This is a genomic window from Ensifer sp. ZNC0028 (genome assembly GCF_000799055.1).
GTDB lineage: Bacteria > Pseudomonadota > Alphaproteobacteria > Rhizobiales > Rhizobiaceae > Ensifer.
In genome coordinates this window covers 158,574-175,202 of the sequence record NZ_JTLA01000030.1, presented here as the reverse complement: position 1 = coordinate 175,202, position 16,629 = coordinate 158,574, and the positions used below count along the sequence as shown (strand labels likewise).

At 64.1% G+C, this 16,629-nt stretch carries 13 protein-coding genes and 1 pseudogene; 8 read left to right on the top strand and 6 right to left on the bottom strand.

Going from position 1 to position 16,629, the window contains the following annotated elements:
• Nucleotides 1-365 (top strand): annotated as a pseudogene (locus tag L981_RS34980) (hypothetical protein); the annotation flags it as partial.
• Between the two features lie 168 nt (nucleotides 366-533).
• Here L981_RS34980 and L981_RS07795 read toward each other — a convergent pair.
• Nucleotides 534-1,448, bottom strand: a complete 915-nt coding sequence (locus L981_RS07795; RefSeq protein WP_043613581.1) for a LysR family transcriptional regulator — start codon at nucleotides 1,446-1,448, stop codon at nucleotides 534-536.
• Between the two features lie 147 nt (nucleotides 1,449-1,595).
• Here L981_RS07795 and L981_RS07790 point away from each other — a divergent pair, with 147 nt between their 5' ends.
• The gene (locus L981_RS07790; protein ID WP_043613579.1) at nucleotides 1,596-2,834 is read left to right on the top strand and encodes a urate hydroxylase PuuD; all 1,239 of its coding nucleotides are present in this window, start codon (nucleotides 1,596-1,598) and stop codon (nucleotides 2,832-2,834) included.
• Complete coding sequence (guaD, locus tag L981_RS07785; protein ID WP_043613577.1) at nucleotides 2,831-4,183, top strand: guanine deaminase; 1,353 nt, start codon at nucleotides 2,831-2,833, stop codon at nucleotides 4,181-4,183. Before L981_RS07790 ends, guaD begins: the two co-directional genes overlap by 4 nt.
• 93 nt (nucleotides 4,184-4,276) lie before the next feature.
• Here guaD and L981_RS07780 read toward each other — a convergent pair whose 3' ends face one another.
• The gene (locus L981_RS07780) at nucleotides 4,277-5,098 is read right to left on the bottom strand and encodes an IclR family transcriptional regulator (protein WP_043613575.1); all 822 of its coding nucleotides are present in this window, start codon (nucleotides 5,096-5,098) and stop codon (nucleotides 4,277-4,279) included.
• Nucleotides 5,099-5,268: 170 nt separating this feature from the next.
• Between L981_RS07780 and gcl the strand changes: the two genes are divergently transcribed.
• The 4 genes from gcl (at nucleotide 5,269) to L981_RS07760 (ending at nucleotide 10,277) form a co-directional block, all read left to right on the top strand.
• The gene (gene gcl, locus L981_RS07775) at nucleotides 5,269-7,053 is read left to right on the top strand and encodes a glyoxylate carboligase (RefSeq protein WP_043613573.1); all 1,785 of its coding nucleotides are present in this window, start codon (nucleotides 5,269-5,271) and stop codon (nucleotides 7,051-7,053) included.
• 76 nt (nucleotides 7,054-7,129) lie between these two features.
• Nucleotides 7,130-7,945: a hydroxypyruvate isomerase gene (gene hyi / locus L981_RS07770; RefSeq protein WP_043613571.1), complete on the top strand. Its 816-nt coding sequence runs from the start codon at nucleotides 7,130-7,132 to the stop codon at nucleotides 7,943-7,945.
• A gap of 5 nt (nucleotides 7,946-7,950) precedes the next feature.
• Nucleotides 7,951-8,835, top strand: a complete 885-nt coding sequence (locus L981_RS07765; protein WP_034799385.1) for a 2-hydroxy-3-oxopropionate reductase — start codon at nucleotides 7,951-7,953, stop codon at nucleotides 8,833-8,835.
• A 173-nt stretch (nucleotides 8,836-9,008) separates the two neighbouring features.
• Nucleotides 9,009-10,277, top strand: coding sequence for a glycerate kinase (locus L981_RS07760; protein ID WP_043613569.1), 1,269 nt, complete (start codon nucleotides 9,009-9,011; stop codon nucleotides 10,275-10,277).
• A gap of 42 nt (nucleotides 10,278-10,319) precedes the next feature.
• Here L981_RS07760 and hpaH read toward each other — a convergent pair whose 3' ends face one another.
• The 3 genes from hpaH to L981_RS07745 all read right to left on the bottom strand — a co-directional run bounded on the left by hpaH (nucleotide 10,320) and on the right by L981_RS07745 (nucleotide 12,683).
• On the bottom strand, nucleotides 10,320-11,123 hold the full coding sequence (hpaH, locus tag L981_RS07755; RefSeq protein ID WP_043613567.1) for a 2-oxo-hept-4-ene-1,7-dioate hydratase: 804 nt from the start codon (nucleotides 11,121-11,123) through the stop codon (nucleotides 10,320-10,322).
• Nucleotides 11,124-11,195: 72 nt separating this feature from the next.
• Nucleotides 11,196-11,810 carry a LysE family translocator gene (locus tag L981_RS07750; RefSeq protein WP_043613564.1) on the bottom strand — a complete coding sequence of 205 codons (615 nt, stop codon included), beginning with the start codon at nucleotides 11,808-11,810 and terminating at the stop codon, nucleotides 11,196-11,198.
• 213 nt (nucleotides 11,811-12,023) lie between these two features.
• Nucleotides 12,024-12,683, bottom strand: coding sequence for a response regulator transcription factor (locus L981_RS07745; RefSeq protein ID WP_043613561.1), 660 nt, complete (start codon nucleotides 12,681-12,683; stop codon nucleotides 12,024-12,026).
• A gap of 160 nt (nucleotides 12,684-12,843) precedes the next feature.
• On the opposite strand from L981_RS07745, the gene L981_RS07740 reads away from it, so the two are divergent.
• Nucleotides 12,844-14,553, top strand: a complete 1,710-nt coding sequence (locus tag L981_RS07740; protein WP_245281603.1) for an ATP-binding protein — start codon at nucleotides 12,844-12,846, stop codon at nucleotides 14,551-14,553.
• Here L981_RS07740 and pbpC read toward each other — a convergent pair.
• Nucleotides 14,543-16,624, bottom strand: coding sequence for a penicillin-binding protein 1C (pbpC, locus tag L981_RS07735; protein ID WP_043613557.1), 2,082 nt, complete (start codon nucleotides 16,622-16,624; stop codon nucleotides 14,543-14,545). The genes L981_RS07740 and pbpC overlap by 11 nt on opposite strands.
• Between the last annotated feature and the right edge of the window lie 5 nt (nucleotides 16,625-16,629).

Sequence of the window (16,629 nt, the reverse complement as noted above, 5' to 3'; positions counted from 1 at the left end):
GCACCGGTGGTGATGGTGGCACGGGTGGCGATGGTGGCGGCACAGGCGGCGATGGCGGTGGCACCGGTGGTGACGGTGGTGGCACCGGTGGTGACGGTGGTGGCACTGGTGGTGACGGTGGTGGCACGGGCGGAGATGGCGGCGGCACCGGCGGTGATGGTGGCGGCACGGGCGGCGACGGCGGTGGCACGGGTGGCGACGGTAGTGGCACGGGCGGTGACGGCGGCGGTACCGGTGGCGATGGCGGCGGAACCGGTGGTGACGGAGGCGGTGGCGGTAAGACCAAGCACGCCAACAACGGCTTCGGCAACGGCGGCGGTGACGGCGTTCCCGGCAAGTCGAAGCACAGCGACGTGAAACGCTGATTCCTGGAAAAAACATCGAGGGCGCGCCGCATCGGCGCGCCCTCTTTCTTTTGCGAACCACGTTGCGATCGCCCCGTGCCGGGCGAAACAATCGGCTCTCCGTCGATAGGAGTCGCCGGCTGCCCTCTTGCTCCTTAGTTCAGGCCGAAGGGGCCGGACGACGAACGGTCAGGCCAGCATTCCGTTGATCAGGCGCTGACAGCGCTCGGCCATGTAATCGATCATTAGCCGCACCTTCGGGTCCTGGAAACGCTTGTGCGGATAGATCGCCGCAAGCTGCACGCTGAGCGGCGGCGTTTCGGTGAGGATCGGCACCAGCGCGCCGGAATTGATGTGGGACTTCACCTCGAACAGTGGCTTGTTGATGATGCCGCGGCCGTCGAGCGCCCATTGGGTGAGCACATCGCCATCGTCGGAATCATAGGGGCCGGTGACTTCGAGCTTGCGCACGCCTTCCATGGTCTGGAGCGTCCAGAAATACTCCTTCGAACCGGGATATCTGAGCAGCAGACAGTCGTGCTTGTCGGCGATGAGTGCGTCGGGCGTCTGGGGAATGCCCCGCTTCTCGAAATAGGCCGGTGCCCCGCAGACAACGCGCTCGCAATTCATGATGCCGCGCATGCGCAGGTTCGAATCTTCGAGGATGCCGAGCTTGAAGGCGACGTCGACGCCTTCCGACAGGATATCGACATTGTGGTCCGACAGGCGAAGCCGCACTTCGATGTCGGGATACTTGTCGTGAAACTCCGGAATGCCCGACGCAATCAGGCGCCGACCTATCCCCAACGGCGCGGTAATCTTGAGCGCCCCCTTTGGATTGTGCGAGAGATCGGCGATCGCGTTTTCCGCTTCGTTGACCGCTTCGAGGATCTTCACCGCGCCATCGTAAAAGACGCGGCCGTGCTCCGTCGCAGTCAGCTTGCGCGTCGTCCGATTGAACAGGCGAACGCCCATGTGGCGTTCCAACTCTTTGATTCTATTGCTTGCAACCGCCGGCGTCACGCGCTGGTCGCGACCGGCCGCCGACAGGGTTCCAAGCTCTACGACGCGTACGAAGACGCGCACATTGTCCAGATAAGACATGCCTTCGTCCCACTCCTCCAGGCTCTCTCTAGCCTATCCATTCCGTCGCTATTTTATAGATTTTTTTGAAAGTGTTGGTGAAGCAGCGACGTTCCCGCGACCTCCAGCAATGACACATAATGGCGAGAGGAGAAATGGGAGAATTTCATGTACGACTATGCCATCGCCTGGGATTGGCTGACCTTTGCCGTGAGATGGCTGCACGTCATCACCGCCATAGCATGGATCGGTTCGTCCTTTTACTTCGTCGCCCTCGACCTCGGTCTGAAGAAACATCCCGGCCTGCCCGTCGGCGCCTATGGCGAAGAATGGCAGGTGCACGGAGGTGGCTTCTACCACATCCAGAAATACCTGGTTGCGCCGGCCAACATGCCCGAGCACCTGATCTGGTTCAAATGGGAGTCCTACGTCGCCTGGCTCTCCGGTTTCGGCATGCTCTGCCTGGTCTACTATGCCGGCGCCGACCTCTACCTGATCGATCCGAACGTGCTCGATGTCTCGAAGCCGGTGGCAATCGCCATTTCGCTTGCCTCGATCGCCTTTGGCTGGCTCGCCTATGACACGATCTGCAAGTCACCACTCGGCCGTGACAACACGCGACTGATGGTGCTGCTCTACTTCATCCTGGTCGCGATGGCCTGGGGCTACACGCAGCTCTTCACCGGCCGCGCCGCCTTCCTGCATCTCGGTGCGTTCACCGCAACGATCATGTCGGCCAACGTGTTCTTCATCATCATTCCGAACCAGAAGGTGGTCGTCGGCGACCTGATCGCCGGCCGCACGCCGGACGCTAAGTACGGCGTGATCGCCAAGCAGCGCTCGACCCACAACAACTACCTGACGCTGCCGGTTCTGTTCCTGATGCTGTCGAACCACTACCCGCTGGCCTTCGGTACCCAGTACAACTGGATCATCGCCTCGCTGGTCTTCCTGATGGGCGTCACCATCCGCCACTATTTCAACACTCGCCACGCCAACAAGGGCAACCCGACCTGGACCTGGCTTGTGACCGCACTTCTCTTCGTTGCGATCATGTGGCTTTCGACCGTGCCGAAGATTCTCTCGGGCGGCGATGAGACAAAGATTTCCGCCGCGCAGCAGCCGTTCGTGACGGCGGAAGCCTTCCCGAAGGTGCGCGACACGGTGCTTGGCCGCTGTTCCATGTGCCATGCCAAGGAGCCGGGCTGGGAGGGCATGATCGTTCCGCCGAAGGGCGTGACGCTCGAGACCGACGCCGAGATCGCCAATCACGCGCGTGAAATCTACCTGCAGGCCGGCCGCAGCCACGCGATGCCGCCCGCCAACGTGACCGCGGTGTCGGACGAGGAGCGCCAACTGCTCGTCGCCTGGTACGAATCCGTGGTGAATGGAGGAAAGACCCAATGACCGATCTCTTGATCCGCGGCCGCGTCCTCACTTTCGTCGATGAGCCCAAGGGCATCGACGACACCGCCTCCTATCGCTACTTCGAAGACGGTGCCGTGCTGGTGCGCGGCGGCAAGGTCGCCGATATCGGCGAACATGCCGAGGTCGCCCGCCGTGCCGGCGCCGGCGTCAAGGTCGCCGACCATCGCCCCCATCTGGTGCTGCCCGGCCTGATCGACACGCACCTGCATTTCCCGCAGACGCAGGCGATCGCCTCTTATGGCGCCCAGCTTCTCGAATGGCTGAACACCTACATCTTCGTCGAGGAACAGAAGTTCCGCAAACCGGAGCATGCCGACCACATCGCCGGCCGCTTCATGGACGAACTGCTGGCCAACGGCACGACGACGGCCGCGGCCTATTGCTCGGTGCATCCGGAAAGCGTCGATGCCTTCTTCGGTGCAGCGGAAGCGCGCGGCATGCTGATGATCGGCGGCAAGGTAATGATGGACCGCAACGCGCCCGACGCGCTGCGCGACACGCCGCAGCAGGGCTATGACGAGACGAAGGCGCTGATTGCCAAGTGGCATGGCCGTGGCCGCGCGCACTACGCGATCAGCCCGCGCTTCGCCATCACCTCGACGCCGGAGCAGATGGAGGCGAGCCGCACGCTCGTTGCCGAGCATCCGGAGTGCTACGTGCAGACGCATCTCTCTGAGAACAGAGACGAAATCGCCTTCGCCACCTCGCTCTATCCGGAGGCGAAGGACTATACCGACATCTACGCGCGCTACGACCTGCTGACGCGCAAGACCCTGCTCGGTCACTGCATCTATCTGAGCGATCGCGAGATCTCGGTGCTGGCCGAAACCGGTGCCGTCGGCAATTTCTGCCCCACGTCGAACCTGTTCCTCGGCTCGGGTCTCTTCGACCGCGATCGTTTCGACAAGCTCGGCGCCCGCTGGTCGGTCGCAACCGACGTCGGCGCCGGCACCAGCTTCTCGATGCTTGAAACGATGGACGAGGCTTACAAGGTGCTGCACCTGCAGGGACAGCGGCTGACGCCGTTCAACTCCTTCTACCGCATGACGCTCGGCAACGCCCGGGCGCTCGACCTCGATGACCGTATCGGCTCGCTGCATGTCGGCGCCGATGCCGACATCGTCGTGCTCGACAGCCGCGCCAAGCCGTCGATGGACTTGCGCATGCGGGTTGCCGGTTCGCTTGTCGAGGAACTCTTCATCCTGCAAACGATGGGTGACGACCGTTGTGTCGCCGAGACCTATGTCGCCGGAAAGGCGATGAAGGGAACGGCACGCGCTTCGAAGGATGCAGCCACGACCACGGCAAAGAGCCTCGAAACCGCCTAAGGCGCATTCGCCCTTACTGCAGGGCTCGCCAGCATAGCTTACTAGAACGCCGCGTGTCCGGATTGGACGCGCGGCGTTTCTGTTGGTCGGGGATTAAAGCTCTTCCGGTCGCTTGCCGCCCATCGCCTTGGTCAGCGCATCGGCGCGTTCGCGAACGATGGGGCCGAAGGTCGAGAGCTTCTGGTCGCTCACGCGGACCGACGGACCGGAGATGGATATGCCGGCGATCGTTTCGCCATATTCGTTGAAGATCGGGGCGGCGACGCAGCGCATGCCGAGCGTGTGCTCCTCGTCGTCGACCGACCAGCCGCGGTGGCGGATCTCCTGGATATCCTTCAAGAGCGCCGGCAGCGTATCGCGCGTCTTGTCGGTGAAATGGGCAAGCTCGCGGCCGTGGAGCAGCTGGGCGATGTCCTTGTCGGACCAGGTGGACAGGATTGCCTTGCCGATGCCGGAGGCATGCACCGGACCCCGGCGGCCGGGACGGAAGAAGGCGCGCATGGGCGCGTGGCTTTCGACCTGCGAGATGAAAACGACATCGCCCCCCTCCTCGATGCCGATATTCGCCGTCTCGCCGCTTTCCTCCATCAGGCCCTTCAGAAACGGGCGGCTGATGGTTCCGAGCTTGCGAAAACGCAGATAGGCATTGCCGATCTCAAATGCCTTTAAACCGACTGTCCAGGCGCCCGTATCCGGGTCGTTCATCACCATGCCGTGGCCGGAAAGCGTCGTCAGCAGGCGGTGAACCGTGGACGGCGCCATGCCCGTCTCGTCGGCGAGCTGCGTCAAGGTCGAGCCGTCGCCTTCAGCCACCACCGTCAGCAGAGCGAGGCTGCGGTCCAGCACCTGGACGGATGAAGGGGCGGCATTCTCACCCGCCTTGCGCCCGCGTTTTCCCCTGCCGTTGCCGTCCATCGAAGCCTCTCTGCAAATCACATCTCTGCCCATCATCCTCTATCAGGCCCCGCTGCGATTTTCTCCGAATTGTTGAAAATCTTTATTTCCACATGATGGAAATGAATTCCATTTGCGTGTTGCGTATCGAGAATTATGGATTATGTTTTCAGGAAATAGGAGGAGTTCCCATGGCAAAGATGCGTGCCGTTGACGCGGCTGTTTACGTTCTGGAGAAGGAAGGCATCGATTGCGCCTTCGGCGTACCGGGTGCCGCCATCAATCCGTTCTACTCGGCGCTGAAGGCGCGCGGCTCGGTTCGCCACATCCTGGCGCGCCACGTCGAAGGCGCTTCCCACATGGCCGAGGGCTATACCCGCGCCAAGCACGGCAACATTGGCGTCTGCATCGGCACGTCGGGCCCGGCCGGCACCGACATGATCACCGGCCTCTATTCGGCCTCGGCGGATTCGATCCCGATCCTGTGCATCACCGGCCAGGCACCGCGCGCCCGTCTCGACAAGGAAGATTTCCAGGCGGTCGATATCGCCAAGATCGCAGCACCGGTCACAAAGTGGGCGGTCACGGTCATGGAGCCGGCGCTCGTTCCCTTCGTCTTCCAGAAGGCGTTCCACATCATGCGCTCCGGCCGTCCCGGCCCGGTCCTGATCGACCTGCCGGTCGACGTCCAGCTTGCCGAGATCGAGTTCGATCCGGACACCTACCAGCCGCTCGAGGCTTACAAGCCGAAGGCCACCCGCGCCCAGGCCGAGAAGGCGATCGCGATGCTCAACGAAGCGGAGCGTCCGCTGATCGTCGCCGGCGGCGGCATCATCAACGCCGACGCGTCCGATCTTCTGACCGAATTTGCCGAAATCACCGGCATCCCGGTTATCCCGACACTGATGGGCTGGGGCACGATCCCGGACGACCATCCGCTGATGGCCGGCATGTGCGGTCTGCAGACCTCGCATCGCTACGGCAACGCCAACATGCTCGCCTCCGACTTCGTTCTCGGCGTCGGTAACCGCTGGGCAAACCGCCATACCGGCAACGTTCCGACCTACACCGAGGGCCGCAAATTCGTTCACGTCGACATCGAGCCGACCCAGATCGGCCGCGTCTTCGCGCCTGATTTCGGTATCGTCTCGGATGCTGGCGCTGCGCTGAAGCTGTTCCTTGACGTTGCGACCGAGTGGAAGACGGCCGGCAAGCTGCGTGACTGGTCCGCCTGGGCGGAAGAGTGCCGCGAGCGCAAGCGCACCATGCTGCGCAAGACCCACTTCGACCAGACGCCGCTCAAGCCCCAACGCGTCTATGAAGAGATGAACAAGGCCTTCGGCCGCGACACCTGCTACGTCTCGACCATCGGTCTCAGCCAGATCGCCGGCGCACAGTTCCTGCACGTCTACAAGCCGCGCAACTGGATCAACTGCGGCCAGGCTGGCCCGCTCGGCTGGACCCTGCCGGCAGCGCTCGGTGTTCGCGCCGCCGATCCGGACCGGACGATCGTGGCACTTTCGGGCGACTACGACTTCCAGTTCCTGATCGAAGAGCTCGCCGTCGGTGCCCAGCACAAGCTGCCCTACCTGCATGTGGTCGTGAACAATTCGTATCTCGGCCTCATCCGCCAGGCGCAGCGCGGCTTGAACATGGACTTCGAGGTCAGCCTCGCCTTCGACAACATCAATGCGTCGGGTGATGCGGAGAAGGGCTACGGCGTCGACCACGTCGCGGTCGCCGAAGGTCTCGGCTGCAAGGCGATCCGGGTGCGCAGCCCGAACGAGTTCCAGGAAGCCTTCGACCGCGCCCGTGCCCTGATGGACGAGCACCAGGTTCCCGTCGTCATCGAGTTCATCCTGGAGCGCGTCACCAACATCTCCATGGGCGCCGACATCAATGCCGTCGTCGAGTTCGAGGAACTGGCGCTGCGCGGCGAGGATGTGCCGACCGCGATCACGGCCCTGCTCGACTGAGCCCCGAATGACTGAGGAGATGTGGGCGCTCCGCCGCCCGCGTCTCTCACAAGACAACACAAGGAGGAAACATCGCATGGCGAAGTTCGCTGCGAACCTGACAATGCTGTTCAACGAGGTGCCGTTCCTCGACCGTTTCGCCCTTGCTGCCAAGGCCGGCTTCGAAGGCGTGGAGTATCTGTTTCCCTACGAATTCGAGAAGGTGAGCCTGCGCGCCGAGCTTCAGCGCTACGGCCTGACCCAGGTTCTGCACAACCTGCCGGCCGGCAACTGGGCGAGCGGCGAGCGCGGTATCGCGATCCTGCCGGATCGGGTCGACGAGTTCCGCAAGGGTGTCGCCAGCGCCATCGACTATGCGACGGCACTCGATTGCAAACAGGTCAACTGCCTGGTCGGCATTGCGCCGATCGGTGTCTCCGAAGGTGTGCTTCGCAGCACGCTGGTCGCCAACCTCAAGCTTGCGGCGAGCGAACTCGGCAAGCAGGGCATTCGCCTGCTCATCGAACCGATCAACGACTTCGATATTCCCGGCTTCTACCTCAACACGGTCGAGCAGGCGGCTTCGATCATTGAGGAGGTCGGCAGCGACAACCTGTTCATCCAGTACGACCTCTATCACCAGCAGCGTACCCAGGGTGAGCTGATCGGCACCTACAAGCGTTTTGCCGATCGCATCGTCCACGTCCAGCTCGCCGACAACCCCGGCCGCAACGAGCCTGGCACCGGCGAGATCAACTATCCCTTCGTGTTCGACGCGCTGGAAGCGGCCGGCTACGACGGCTGGATCGGTTGCGAATACAAGCCCCGCACCACGACGGCCGAGGGCCTTTCCTGGCTCGGCGCAGAGCGCCAGCGCACCCAATCCGCAGACATCATCAAGATCAGGAGCTAAGCACCATGGCAACAATCGGTTTCATTGGACTGGGTATCATGGGCACGCCGATGGCGCGCCACCTGCAGGATGCCGGCCACACCATCGTCACCTCGAAATTCGTCATCCCGCCGCGCCAGGAGCTGCTCGACAACGGCCTCAAGTTCGTTGACTCGCCGAAGGCGCTGGCCGAAACCGTCGACACCATCATCCTGATGTTGCCGGATACCCCTGAGGTCAAGGACGTTCTCTTCGGCGAAAACGGCGTCGCCTACGGCCTTTCCAAGGGCAAGCTCGTCATCGACATGAGCTCGATCTCGCCGATCGAGACGAAGGAATTCGCCAAGAAGGTTCGCGAGACCGGCGCCGAATACATCGACGCTCCGGTCTCCGGCGGCGAAGTCGGTGCCAAGAACGCCTCGCTTTCGATCATGGCAGGCGGCGCCCAGGAAAGCTTCGACCGCGCCCTGCCGCTCCTGAAGCTGATGGGCAAGAACATCACGCTCGTCGGCGACTGCGGCGACGGCCAGGTCACCAAGGTCGCCAACCAGATCATCGTTGCACTGACGATCGAGGCGGTTTCGGAAGCCCTCGTCTTTGCGTCGAAGGCCGGCGCTGACCCGGCGCGCGTTCGCGAAGCGTTGATGGGCGGCTTTGCCTCCTCGCGTATTCTCGAAGTTCACGGCGAACGCATGATCAAGCGCACCTTCGATCCGGGCTTCCGCATTTCGCTGCACCAGAAGGACCTGAACCTGGCGCTCCAGGGAGCCAAGTCGCTCGGCATCTCGCTGCCGAACACCGCGGCAACGCAGGAACTCTTCAACAACTGCGCCGCCAATGGCGACAGCGGCCTCGACCACTCCGGCCTCGTCCGGGCGCTGGAGCGCATGGCGAACCACCAGGTCGCGTGACACGACCTTGAATGCGCATGACTCGTCCGGCGTCCCATTGTTCCGGGCCGGTCATGCGTCCGGGCGGCGGTTGGAGGAACCGCCGCCCGAGACTTTCATTAGGTTCCAACCGTGATTTGGGTTGGGATGACATGTATGGATGGAGCAACGCGACATCCTCCAGGGGGAGACCAATGCCAGCCATCACCGATCCACGCCGTTTCCTCGAAGCGCTGTTCACCTCGGCCGTTGCCGCGGCTGATCCGGAGAAGGTGATTGCCGCCAACCTGCCGGCGCGACCAAAAGGGCGCACGGTGGTCGTCGGCGCGGGCAAGGGGGCTGCCCAGATGGCGGCCGCCTTCGAGCGGCATTGGGATGGCCCACTCTCGGGCGTGATCGTCACCCGCTATGGCTATGCTGCCCCTTGCGAGAAGATTGAAGTTCTGGAAGCGTCGCACCCGCTGCCGGATGAAAACGGCCTGCTGGCCTCGAACCGTTTGCTCGCTGAAGTCAGTGGCCTGACGGAGGATGATCTTGTCGTCGCGCTTGTCTGCGGCGGCGGCTCGGCACTCCTGCCTTCGCCGCCACCCGGCCTGACGCTCGAAGACGAGATCGCCGTCAACCGGGCGCTGCTTGCCTCCGGCGCGCCGATCAGCGCCATGAATGCCGTGCGCAAGCACGTCTCGATGATCAAGGGCGGCCGCCTGGCCGCTGCAGCCTTTCCGGCCAAGGTCGTCTCGTTGATCGTTTCCGATATTCCGGGCGACGATCCCGCGCTGGTCGCCTCCGGCCCGACGCTGGCGGACGCCAGCACGCGCGAAGATGCACTGACACTGATCGAGCGCTACAGCCTGGACCTGCCGGCCAAGGTTATGGCCTGGATCAACAGCCCGGATAGCGCCGCCCCATCTCCTGACGATCCGCGTTTTGCCCGCAACGAAGTCCGGTTGATCGCATCCGCTTCCGTCTCGCTTGAGGCTGCGGCTGCCGAGGCGCGTGCCGCTGGCATCGAGGCGATCATTCTTTCCGATGCGATCGAGGGCGAGGCGCGCGACGTTGGCGGCGTGCATGCGGCGATCGCCCGGGAAGTCGCCGGCCGCGGTCGGCCGTTCACCAAACCGGTCGTCGTGCTCTCGGGTGGAGAGACGACCGTCACCATCCGCGGCAAGGGCAAGGGTGGCCGCAACAGCGAGTTCCTGCTGGCGCTGGCGCTTGGCATCGATGGCGCCAAGGGCGTCTCGGCGCTGGCCGCTGATACCGACGGCATCGACGGCTCCGAGGACAATGCAGGCGCCTTTGCGGACGACACCACTATTGCCCGCCTTGTGGCACAACGGCTGGATGCGGCGGCATTTCTGCAGAAGAACGACAGCTGGTCGGCTTTCGACGCGCTCGGCGATCTCTTCAAGCCGGGGCCGACCGGCACCAACGTCAACGATTTTCGCGCCATCCTGGTGCAGTGATACGCGCGTGGCGGGTGCATAGCCTGCCTGTCGCTAGCCACTTCACGCGAAGTGGCAACTGACCGAGCCGTAGACGCCGAAATCGGCGACGATCGTGTCGCCGCTCCTGGCTTCGAGCGTGCGGACGAACGACCCTGAAAGCACGATCTGGCCGGGCTCGATCGCGTCGCCGCATTGCGCCAGCCGGTTGGCAAGCCAGGCGATGCCGCGGGCCGGATGGTTGAGCACGCCGGCCGCAAGCCCGGTCTCCTCGATCACCGCATTGCGTGACACGATCGCCCCCATCCAGCGCATGTCGACCGTATCGGGACGCACGGCCCGGCCGCCGAGGATGAGGCCGCCATTGGCGGCGTTGTCGGCGATCGCGTCGACGAGGATGCGCGCCTTCTTTGTCTTCGGATCGGTGCGGACGATGCGGCTGTCGAGGATCTCCAGCGCCGGCATCACATAATCCGTGGCGTTCAGCACCTGCACGATGTTGACGCGCGGACCCTTGAGCCCGGTTTTCATGATGAAGGCGATCTCCGCTTCGACGCGCGGCTGGATGAAGCGGTCGGCGGGGATGCTTGCGCCGTCATCAAACAGCATGTTGTCGAAGAGCACGCCGGAATCCGGCGTGTCGATGCCGAGCGCCTGCTGCATGGCGTTGGAGGTCAACCCGATCTTCCAGCCGATGATGCGGTGGCCGTCGTCGCGTTTGCGCCGGACCAGGGCGGCCTGGATCGCATAGGCGTCCTCGACCGTCATTTCGGGATGCTTGAGCGAGAGGAGCCCGATCTGTTTTCGATCGCGCTCGGCCTGATGTAGGCTCTCGGCGGCCTTGGCGATCTCGGTTGCATTCAGCATGGTGCCCCCCGACTTCAGCGTCTTTTAGGATACACCAAGGTGGCGCCCGGCGCGCGTACCGTCTTTGGGCGATCAGATCGGTTGGCTCGCCAGCATCAGGCCGAGCCCGATAAGGATCGAGCCGCAGGCGCGCGGCACGAGATTGCCGGCGCCTGAGGCCAGCCGACCGAGCGTGAAGGAGGCCAGGAAGACCGCGGCGACATCGGCGACCGACAAGGCAAGGTTCACCAGCAGGCCGAACATCAGGAACTGCAACGACGTCGGCATCGCCACGGTCGGGTCCACGAACTGCGGCAGGAAGGTCACGAAGAACACGGCGGTCTTGGGGTTGAGGATCTCCACCACGATGCTGTCGCGCAGGACGCCGGGCTTGGCGGCTTCGGCATGGGTGGCGTGCTTGCCGACCCCGAGCAGCATGGTCGCGCCGAGCCAGACCAGATAGACGGCGCCGGAAAGCTTGATTGCACCATAGAGAAGCGGTGCATGGTGAAGCAGGGCGGCAAGCCCGAGCGTCGCGGCGGCGATGTGGACGTAGCAGCCGATATGGATGCCGAGCGCCGCCAAAAGGCCGGCCTTGCGGCCATGCGCCAAGGTCTGCGCCGTCATATAGAGAATGGCAGGACCCGGCATGAAGGCGAAGATCGCCGTTGCCAGTGCGAACGAAAACCAATGCTCCAGCGAAGGCATGGCTGCTCCTCCCAAATTAGCCGGCGCGCCCTTCGGCCGACGTCGTAACGTCGAACCAGGCTTGTCCCTGGCGCGATGTGGCGGGAGAACTACGCTTGGTTGTGTCCGGTTGACATACGGCAGGTGCCGTATTTCGGCGTTGGCGAAGGCCGGTCCGTTTTGCCGTGGTTAAGGGAAGATGACCGTCGCGGATTGAGGAAAGAAGGCGGGACGTCAGCCGATCGGCAGGCCGATACGGACCGCGTAGGCGGCGATCTCCGCCGCATTGTGCAGGCTGAGCTTGCGCATCAGGTTTTCGCGATGCTTGCGGGCGGTCAGCGGGCTGATGCCAAGGCGGTCGGCGGTTTCGCGCGCTGTCAGCCCTTGCGCGGCGAGAGAGAGGATCTGCATCTCGCGGCGGGTGAGGGGAATAGGGGAGAGCGCCGCATCGATTGTCGGCGGCGGCTGGTGGCTGCGGGGATCGTCGACGGCGAAGCGAACCGACTGGCTGAGATAGATCTCGTTTCTGAGCATTGCGTCGAGCGCCGCATTCAGTTCGGCCGGATCGCCGCTCTTGGTCAGGTAGCCGCTGGCACCGGCGGCGATCGTGGCGCGCACGGTTCGCGGCTCGATGTTTGCTGTCAGCACGAGGATCTTCATGCGCGGCGCGACCGTCCTCAGTTCGCTGATGAACTGTACGCCCGCAACGCCGGGCATGCCGAGGTCGAGGATCACCAGATCAGGACTGCTGGCGCGCACGACGGTCGTAAGCGTCTCGCCGTCGGCGGCCTCTGCAACCACCGATACGTGCCCCATGGTGGAGAGCAGCAGCTTCAGGCCCTCGCGAACGATGGCGTGATCGTCTGCCACCACAATCGTCAGCAGTTTGCGCATGTAAGCAATCCTTCATCGAATTCAGGCAATTCTCCGCGGATATCCGCGTTGCATCGAGATAGGAGCGGCAATGGAGACTCGCGAACACCTGCAACCTCTCCTGATAGGCTTATTATTTCGTCAATCTTACGCGGTGCTTTTTGCCAATTTCGCAATTCCATTGCCGGTTGCTTATGTTCTGCGCGACCTCGTATCCTGGGATCTGCTGCTTTCCTGGGGTGCCGCACTCTATCTGCTGACATTCGCCCGCATTCTTCTCGACTGGCGATACAGGCGGCAGGGGGATGAAGGGCGGACGCGGGACTGGAGGCTATGGGCTTGGCGCTTCACGCTGCTTTCGTGGGCTTCCAGCGGCCTCTGGGGCGCACTCGGATGGTTTGCCTTCCATCCGGACGAGCCGCAGACGCTCGCTTTCATCTGCATCGTGATCACCGGCATTGCCAGCGGCGCGGTGCCGTCGCTGTCGGCGTTTCCGCTCGCCTATGCCGGTTCGCTGGTCGCGATCCTGCTGCCTTTCGCCATCCGTTGCTTCCTCGGCGAGGGGCCGATCTACGACACCTATCTGATCTTCACCATCTGCCTCTTCGGCGTCGACCTCTACTACAGCCGGGTCACCCACAGGACGCTCGCCGAAACGGTGCGGCTGCGCTTCGAGAACCTGTCGCTGATCACCAGCCTCCAGGAAGAGCGCGACAAGGCGCAAAGTGCCGATCGTTCGAAGTCACGGTTCCTGGCTGCTGCAAGCCACGATCTGCGCCAACCGATCCACGCGCTGAGCCTCTTCATCTCGACGCTGGCAGCGCTCGGCCGAAACGGTGATGTTCCGGCGAGGAACGCCCGCGATCTCGCCGACCGCGCGCGCTCGGTCGTCGGCAGTCTCGGCGGTCTGCTCGACGCGCTGCTCGACATTTCCAAGCTCGATGCAGGCATCGTCACCGTCGCGCGCGAGCCGGTATCCTTGCGGCGGTTGCTCTCCGATCTCAAGGCCGAGTTCTCCGGCATCGCCAAAGACCAGGGTCTCGGCTGGCGCGTGGTCATGACGGATATCTGGGTCGATACCGATCCGATGATGCTGAAGCGCGTTCTCGACAACCTGCTGTCCAACGCCTTCCGCTACACCAGCACCGGCACGGTCCTGATCGGCTGCAGGCGGCGCGGTGCTGCGGTGGAAGTGCAGGTCTGGGACACCGGCGTCGGCATCCCGGCGTCCGAGCAGGAGGCGATCTTCGAGGAGTTCGTACAGCTTCAAAACCCGGCGCGCGACCGGTCGCAGGGGCTCGGGCTCGGCCTTGCCATTGTCCAGCGTACCGCCGCACTGCTCGGCCATCCGGTCAAGGTGGTCTCGACAGAGGGGCGCGGCTCGATGTTCTCCATCACTTTGCCGGTGGTCGCGTCGCCGTCGCTGGCAAAGCCCGGACGCGCCCACCCGACCGCCGCGACCCAGCATGGGGGCATCGTCGTCATCGACGACGAACGCGACGCGTTGGATGCCACGGCGCTGCTGCTCCGCACGCTCGGCTATGCGGTCTATGCCGGGCGTTCGGCGGCGGCGGCCCGAACGGAGCTTGAGAAGGCTGCGCGCCTGGGAGAGGCGCCGGTGGTCGATCTCGTCATCACCGACTACCGTCTTGAGGCCGGCAAGACCGGGATCGAAGCAATCCGGGAGATCAGGGCCTATCTTGGGTGGGAGGTGCCGGCGCTGATCCTTTCCGGCGATACGTCGCCGGCGCGGCTGAAGGAAGTGACCGCAAGCGGCCACCGTCTCCTGCACAAGCCGCTCGATGCGGTGCGGCTCAAAGACGAGATCGAAGCGCTTCTCGCCGAGCGGCCTGGCAACGCGGCGCGCGAGGTCCGCACCGTCACTCGATGAAGACGCGCACGCTGGCAGCGCGGCCGACGGAATCGATCACCGTCAGCGTCGAATAGCCGGCACCGTCCGGTTGCCACTGGGTCACCCGCCGGCGGGTGAGTTCCGGCAGCGGCTTGCCGTTGGCAAGCCAGCGGAACGGCGCGCGTCCGCCCTGGAGCTTGAGCGTCAGCGGCGAGAGCGTCTGATGATCCGCGCCGAGCTCGACGCGCGCACCCTCGGGCGGAAACACGATCTGCGGGGCCGGCTCGCGGGCCGAAGCATTGACGAGGCCGCTTGCCGTCAATGAGAAGCGGCGCTGGCTGATCGGCAGTTCGGCTTGAGAAATGCGGATCGCGCCGGCCGGCGCATCGGGCAGCGGCGTGATGCCGAAGCCGGACTTGGCGAAGCCTTCGAAGAGAATGGGAGCGGCGCTGCCATAGCCGGTCAGGCCGGGAACCGCACCGTTGTCGGGTCGTCCGACCCAGACCCCGAGCACATGGCGGCCGTCGTAGCCGACCGACCAGGCATCGCGATAGCCATAGCTGGTGCCGGTCTTGTAGGCGATGCCGCGCTGGCGGCTGCCGGCGGGCGGCAAGACACCAGAAAGCGCGTCGGAGACATTCCAGACGGCAACCGGCGAAAGCACCGGCTCCGCTTCGATCAGGCCGGCCTTGCCCTCGACGCCGTCGCCGAGCCGGAGCGCGAAGCCGCGATTGGCAAGCGCCGCATAGAGCTGCACGAGATCGCGCAACGAGAGCCCGACGCCGCCAAGACCGATCGCAAGGCCGGGTGCCTCGCCGGCAGGAAGCGCCGGCTTCACCTCGCCACGGCGAAAGCGCATCATCAGTTCGGCGGGACCGACGGCGTCGAGCAGGCGGATTGCCGGTACGTTCAGAGACAGTTGCAGCGCCTCGCGCACGCTGACATCACCCTGGTAGCTCATGTCGAAATTGCGCGGCCGGTAGCCGAAGAAGTCGGCCGGTCGATCCTCGATGATCGTCTCCTGGCTGACGAGTCCTTCTTCGAAGGCAAGACCATAGATGAAGGGCTTGAGGGTGGAGCCTGGCGAACGCGTGATGCGGGTCATGTCGATCCAGCCGGAGCGGCTCGCATCGAAATAGTCGGCCGATCCGACCGAAGCGACGATCTCGCCGGTCTTGGCATCGGCCATCAGCATAGCGACCGAAACTTTCGGTCCGAGCTTGGCAGCCCCTTCCTTGGCCACGGCTTCGAGGTTGCGCTGGACGGCAAGGCGCAAGGTTGTCTCATGCCGAACTGCCTTCGGGTCCTTGCGCAACGCGCGTTCGGCGAGATGGGCGGCATAGGCGGGAAGCTGCAGCCGGCGCGACGGGACGGAGGTGGCGATCGCGCGCTCCGCTTCGCCGTCTCCGATCACATCGGCAACCGCCAGGCGCGTCAGGACCCGTTCGCGGGCGGCGACGGCGGCGGCATGGTTGCGGTCCGGTCGGCGCTTTTCCGGCAATTGCGGCAGCGCCACGAGCAAGGCCGCTTCGCCGGCCGTCAGGCGTTTCGGCTCCTTGCCGAGCCAGGAGAGGCTTGCGGCGCGCACGCCCTCGATGTTGCCGCCATAGGGCGCGTGGGTGAGATAGAGATTGAGGATCTGGTCCTTGGATAACCGTCGCTCGATCTGGATCGCGCGGGCGATCTGCAGCAGCTTGGCGGTGATCGAGCGCTGCTGCCGTGGCTCGATGAGGCGGGCGACTTGCATGGAGAGCGTCGAAGCGCCCGAGACAATCCGGCCGTTGCTGACGAACTGCAAAGCAGCGCGGCCGAGCGCCAGCAGATCGACACCGGAATGCTCCTCGAAACGCTGGTCCTCGTAGGCGATCAGCATCTTCAGGAACTGCGGATCGACATCGTCGACGGTCGTCTTCAACCGCCAGAGACCATCGGGTGTTGCGAAGGCGCGCAACAGCTGTCCGTTGGCGTCGTCCACCTCGCGCGAGACGACGTCCGCCTCGCCAAGCGGCGGCGGGAAGGCCTCGTCAGCCTTCTCGATCGCAAAGCCCGTCAGCCCCGTCAGAAGCAGGCAGACGGGCAAGGCGATCAGCAGTTTGCGCCCAATCGACATGATCT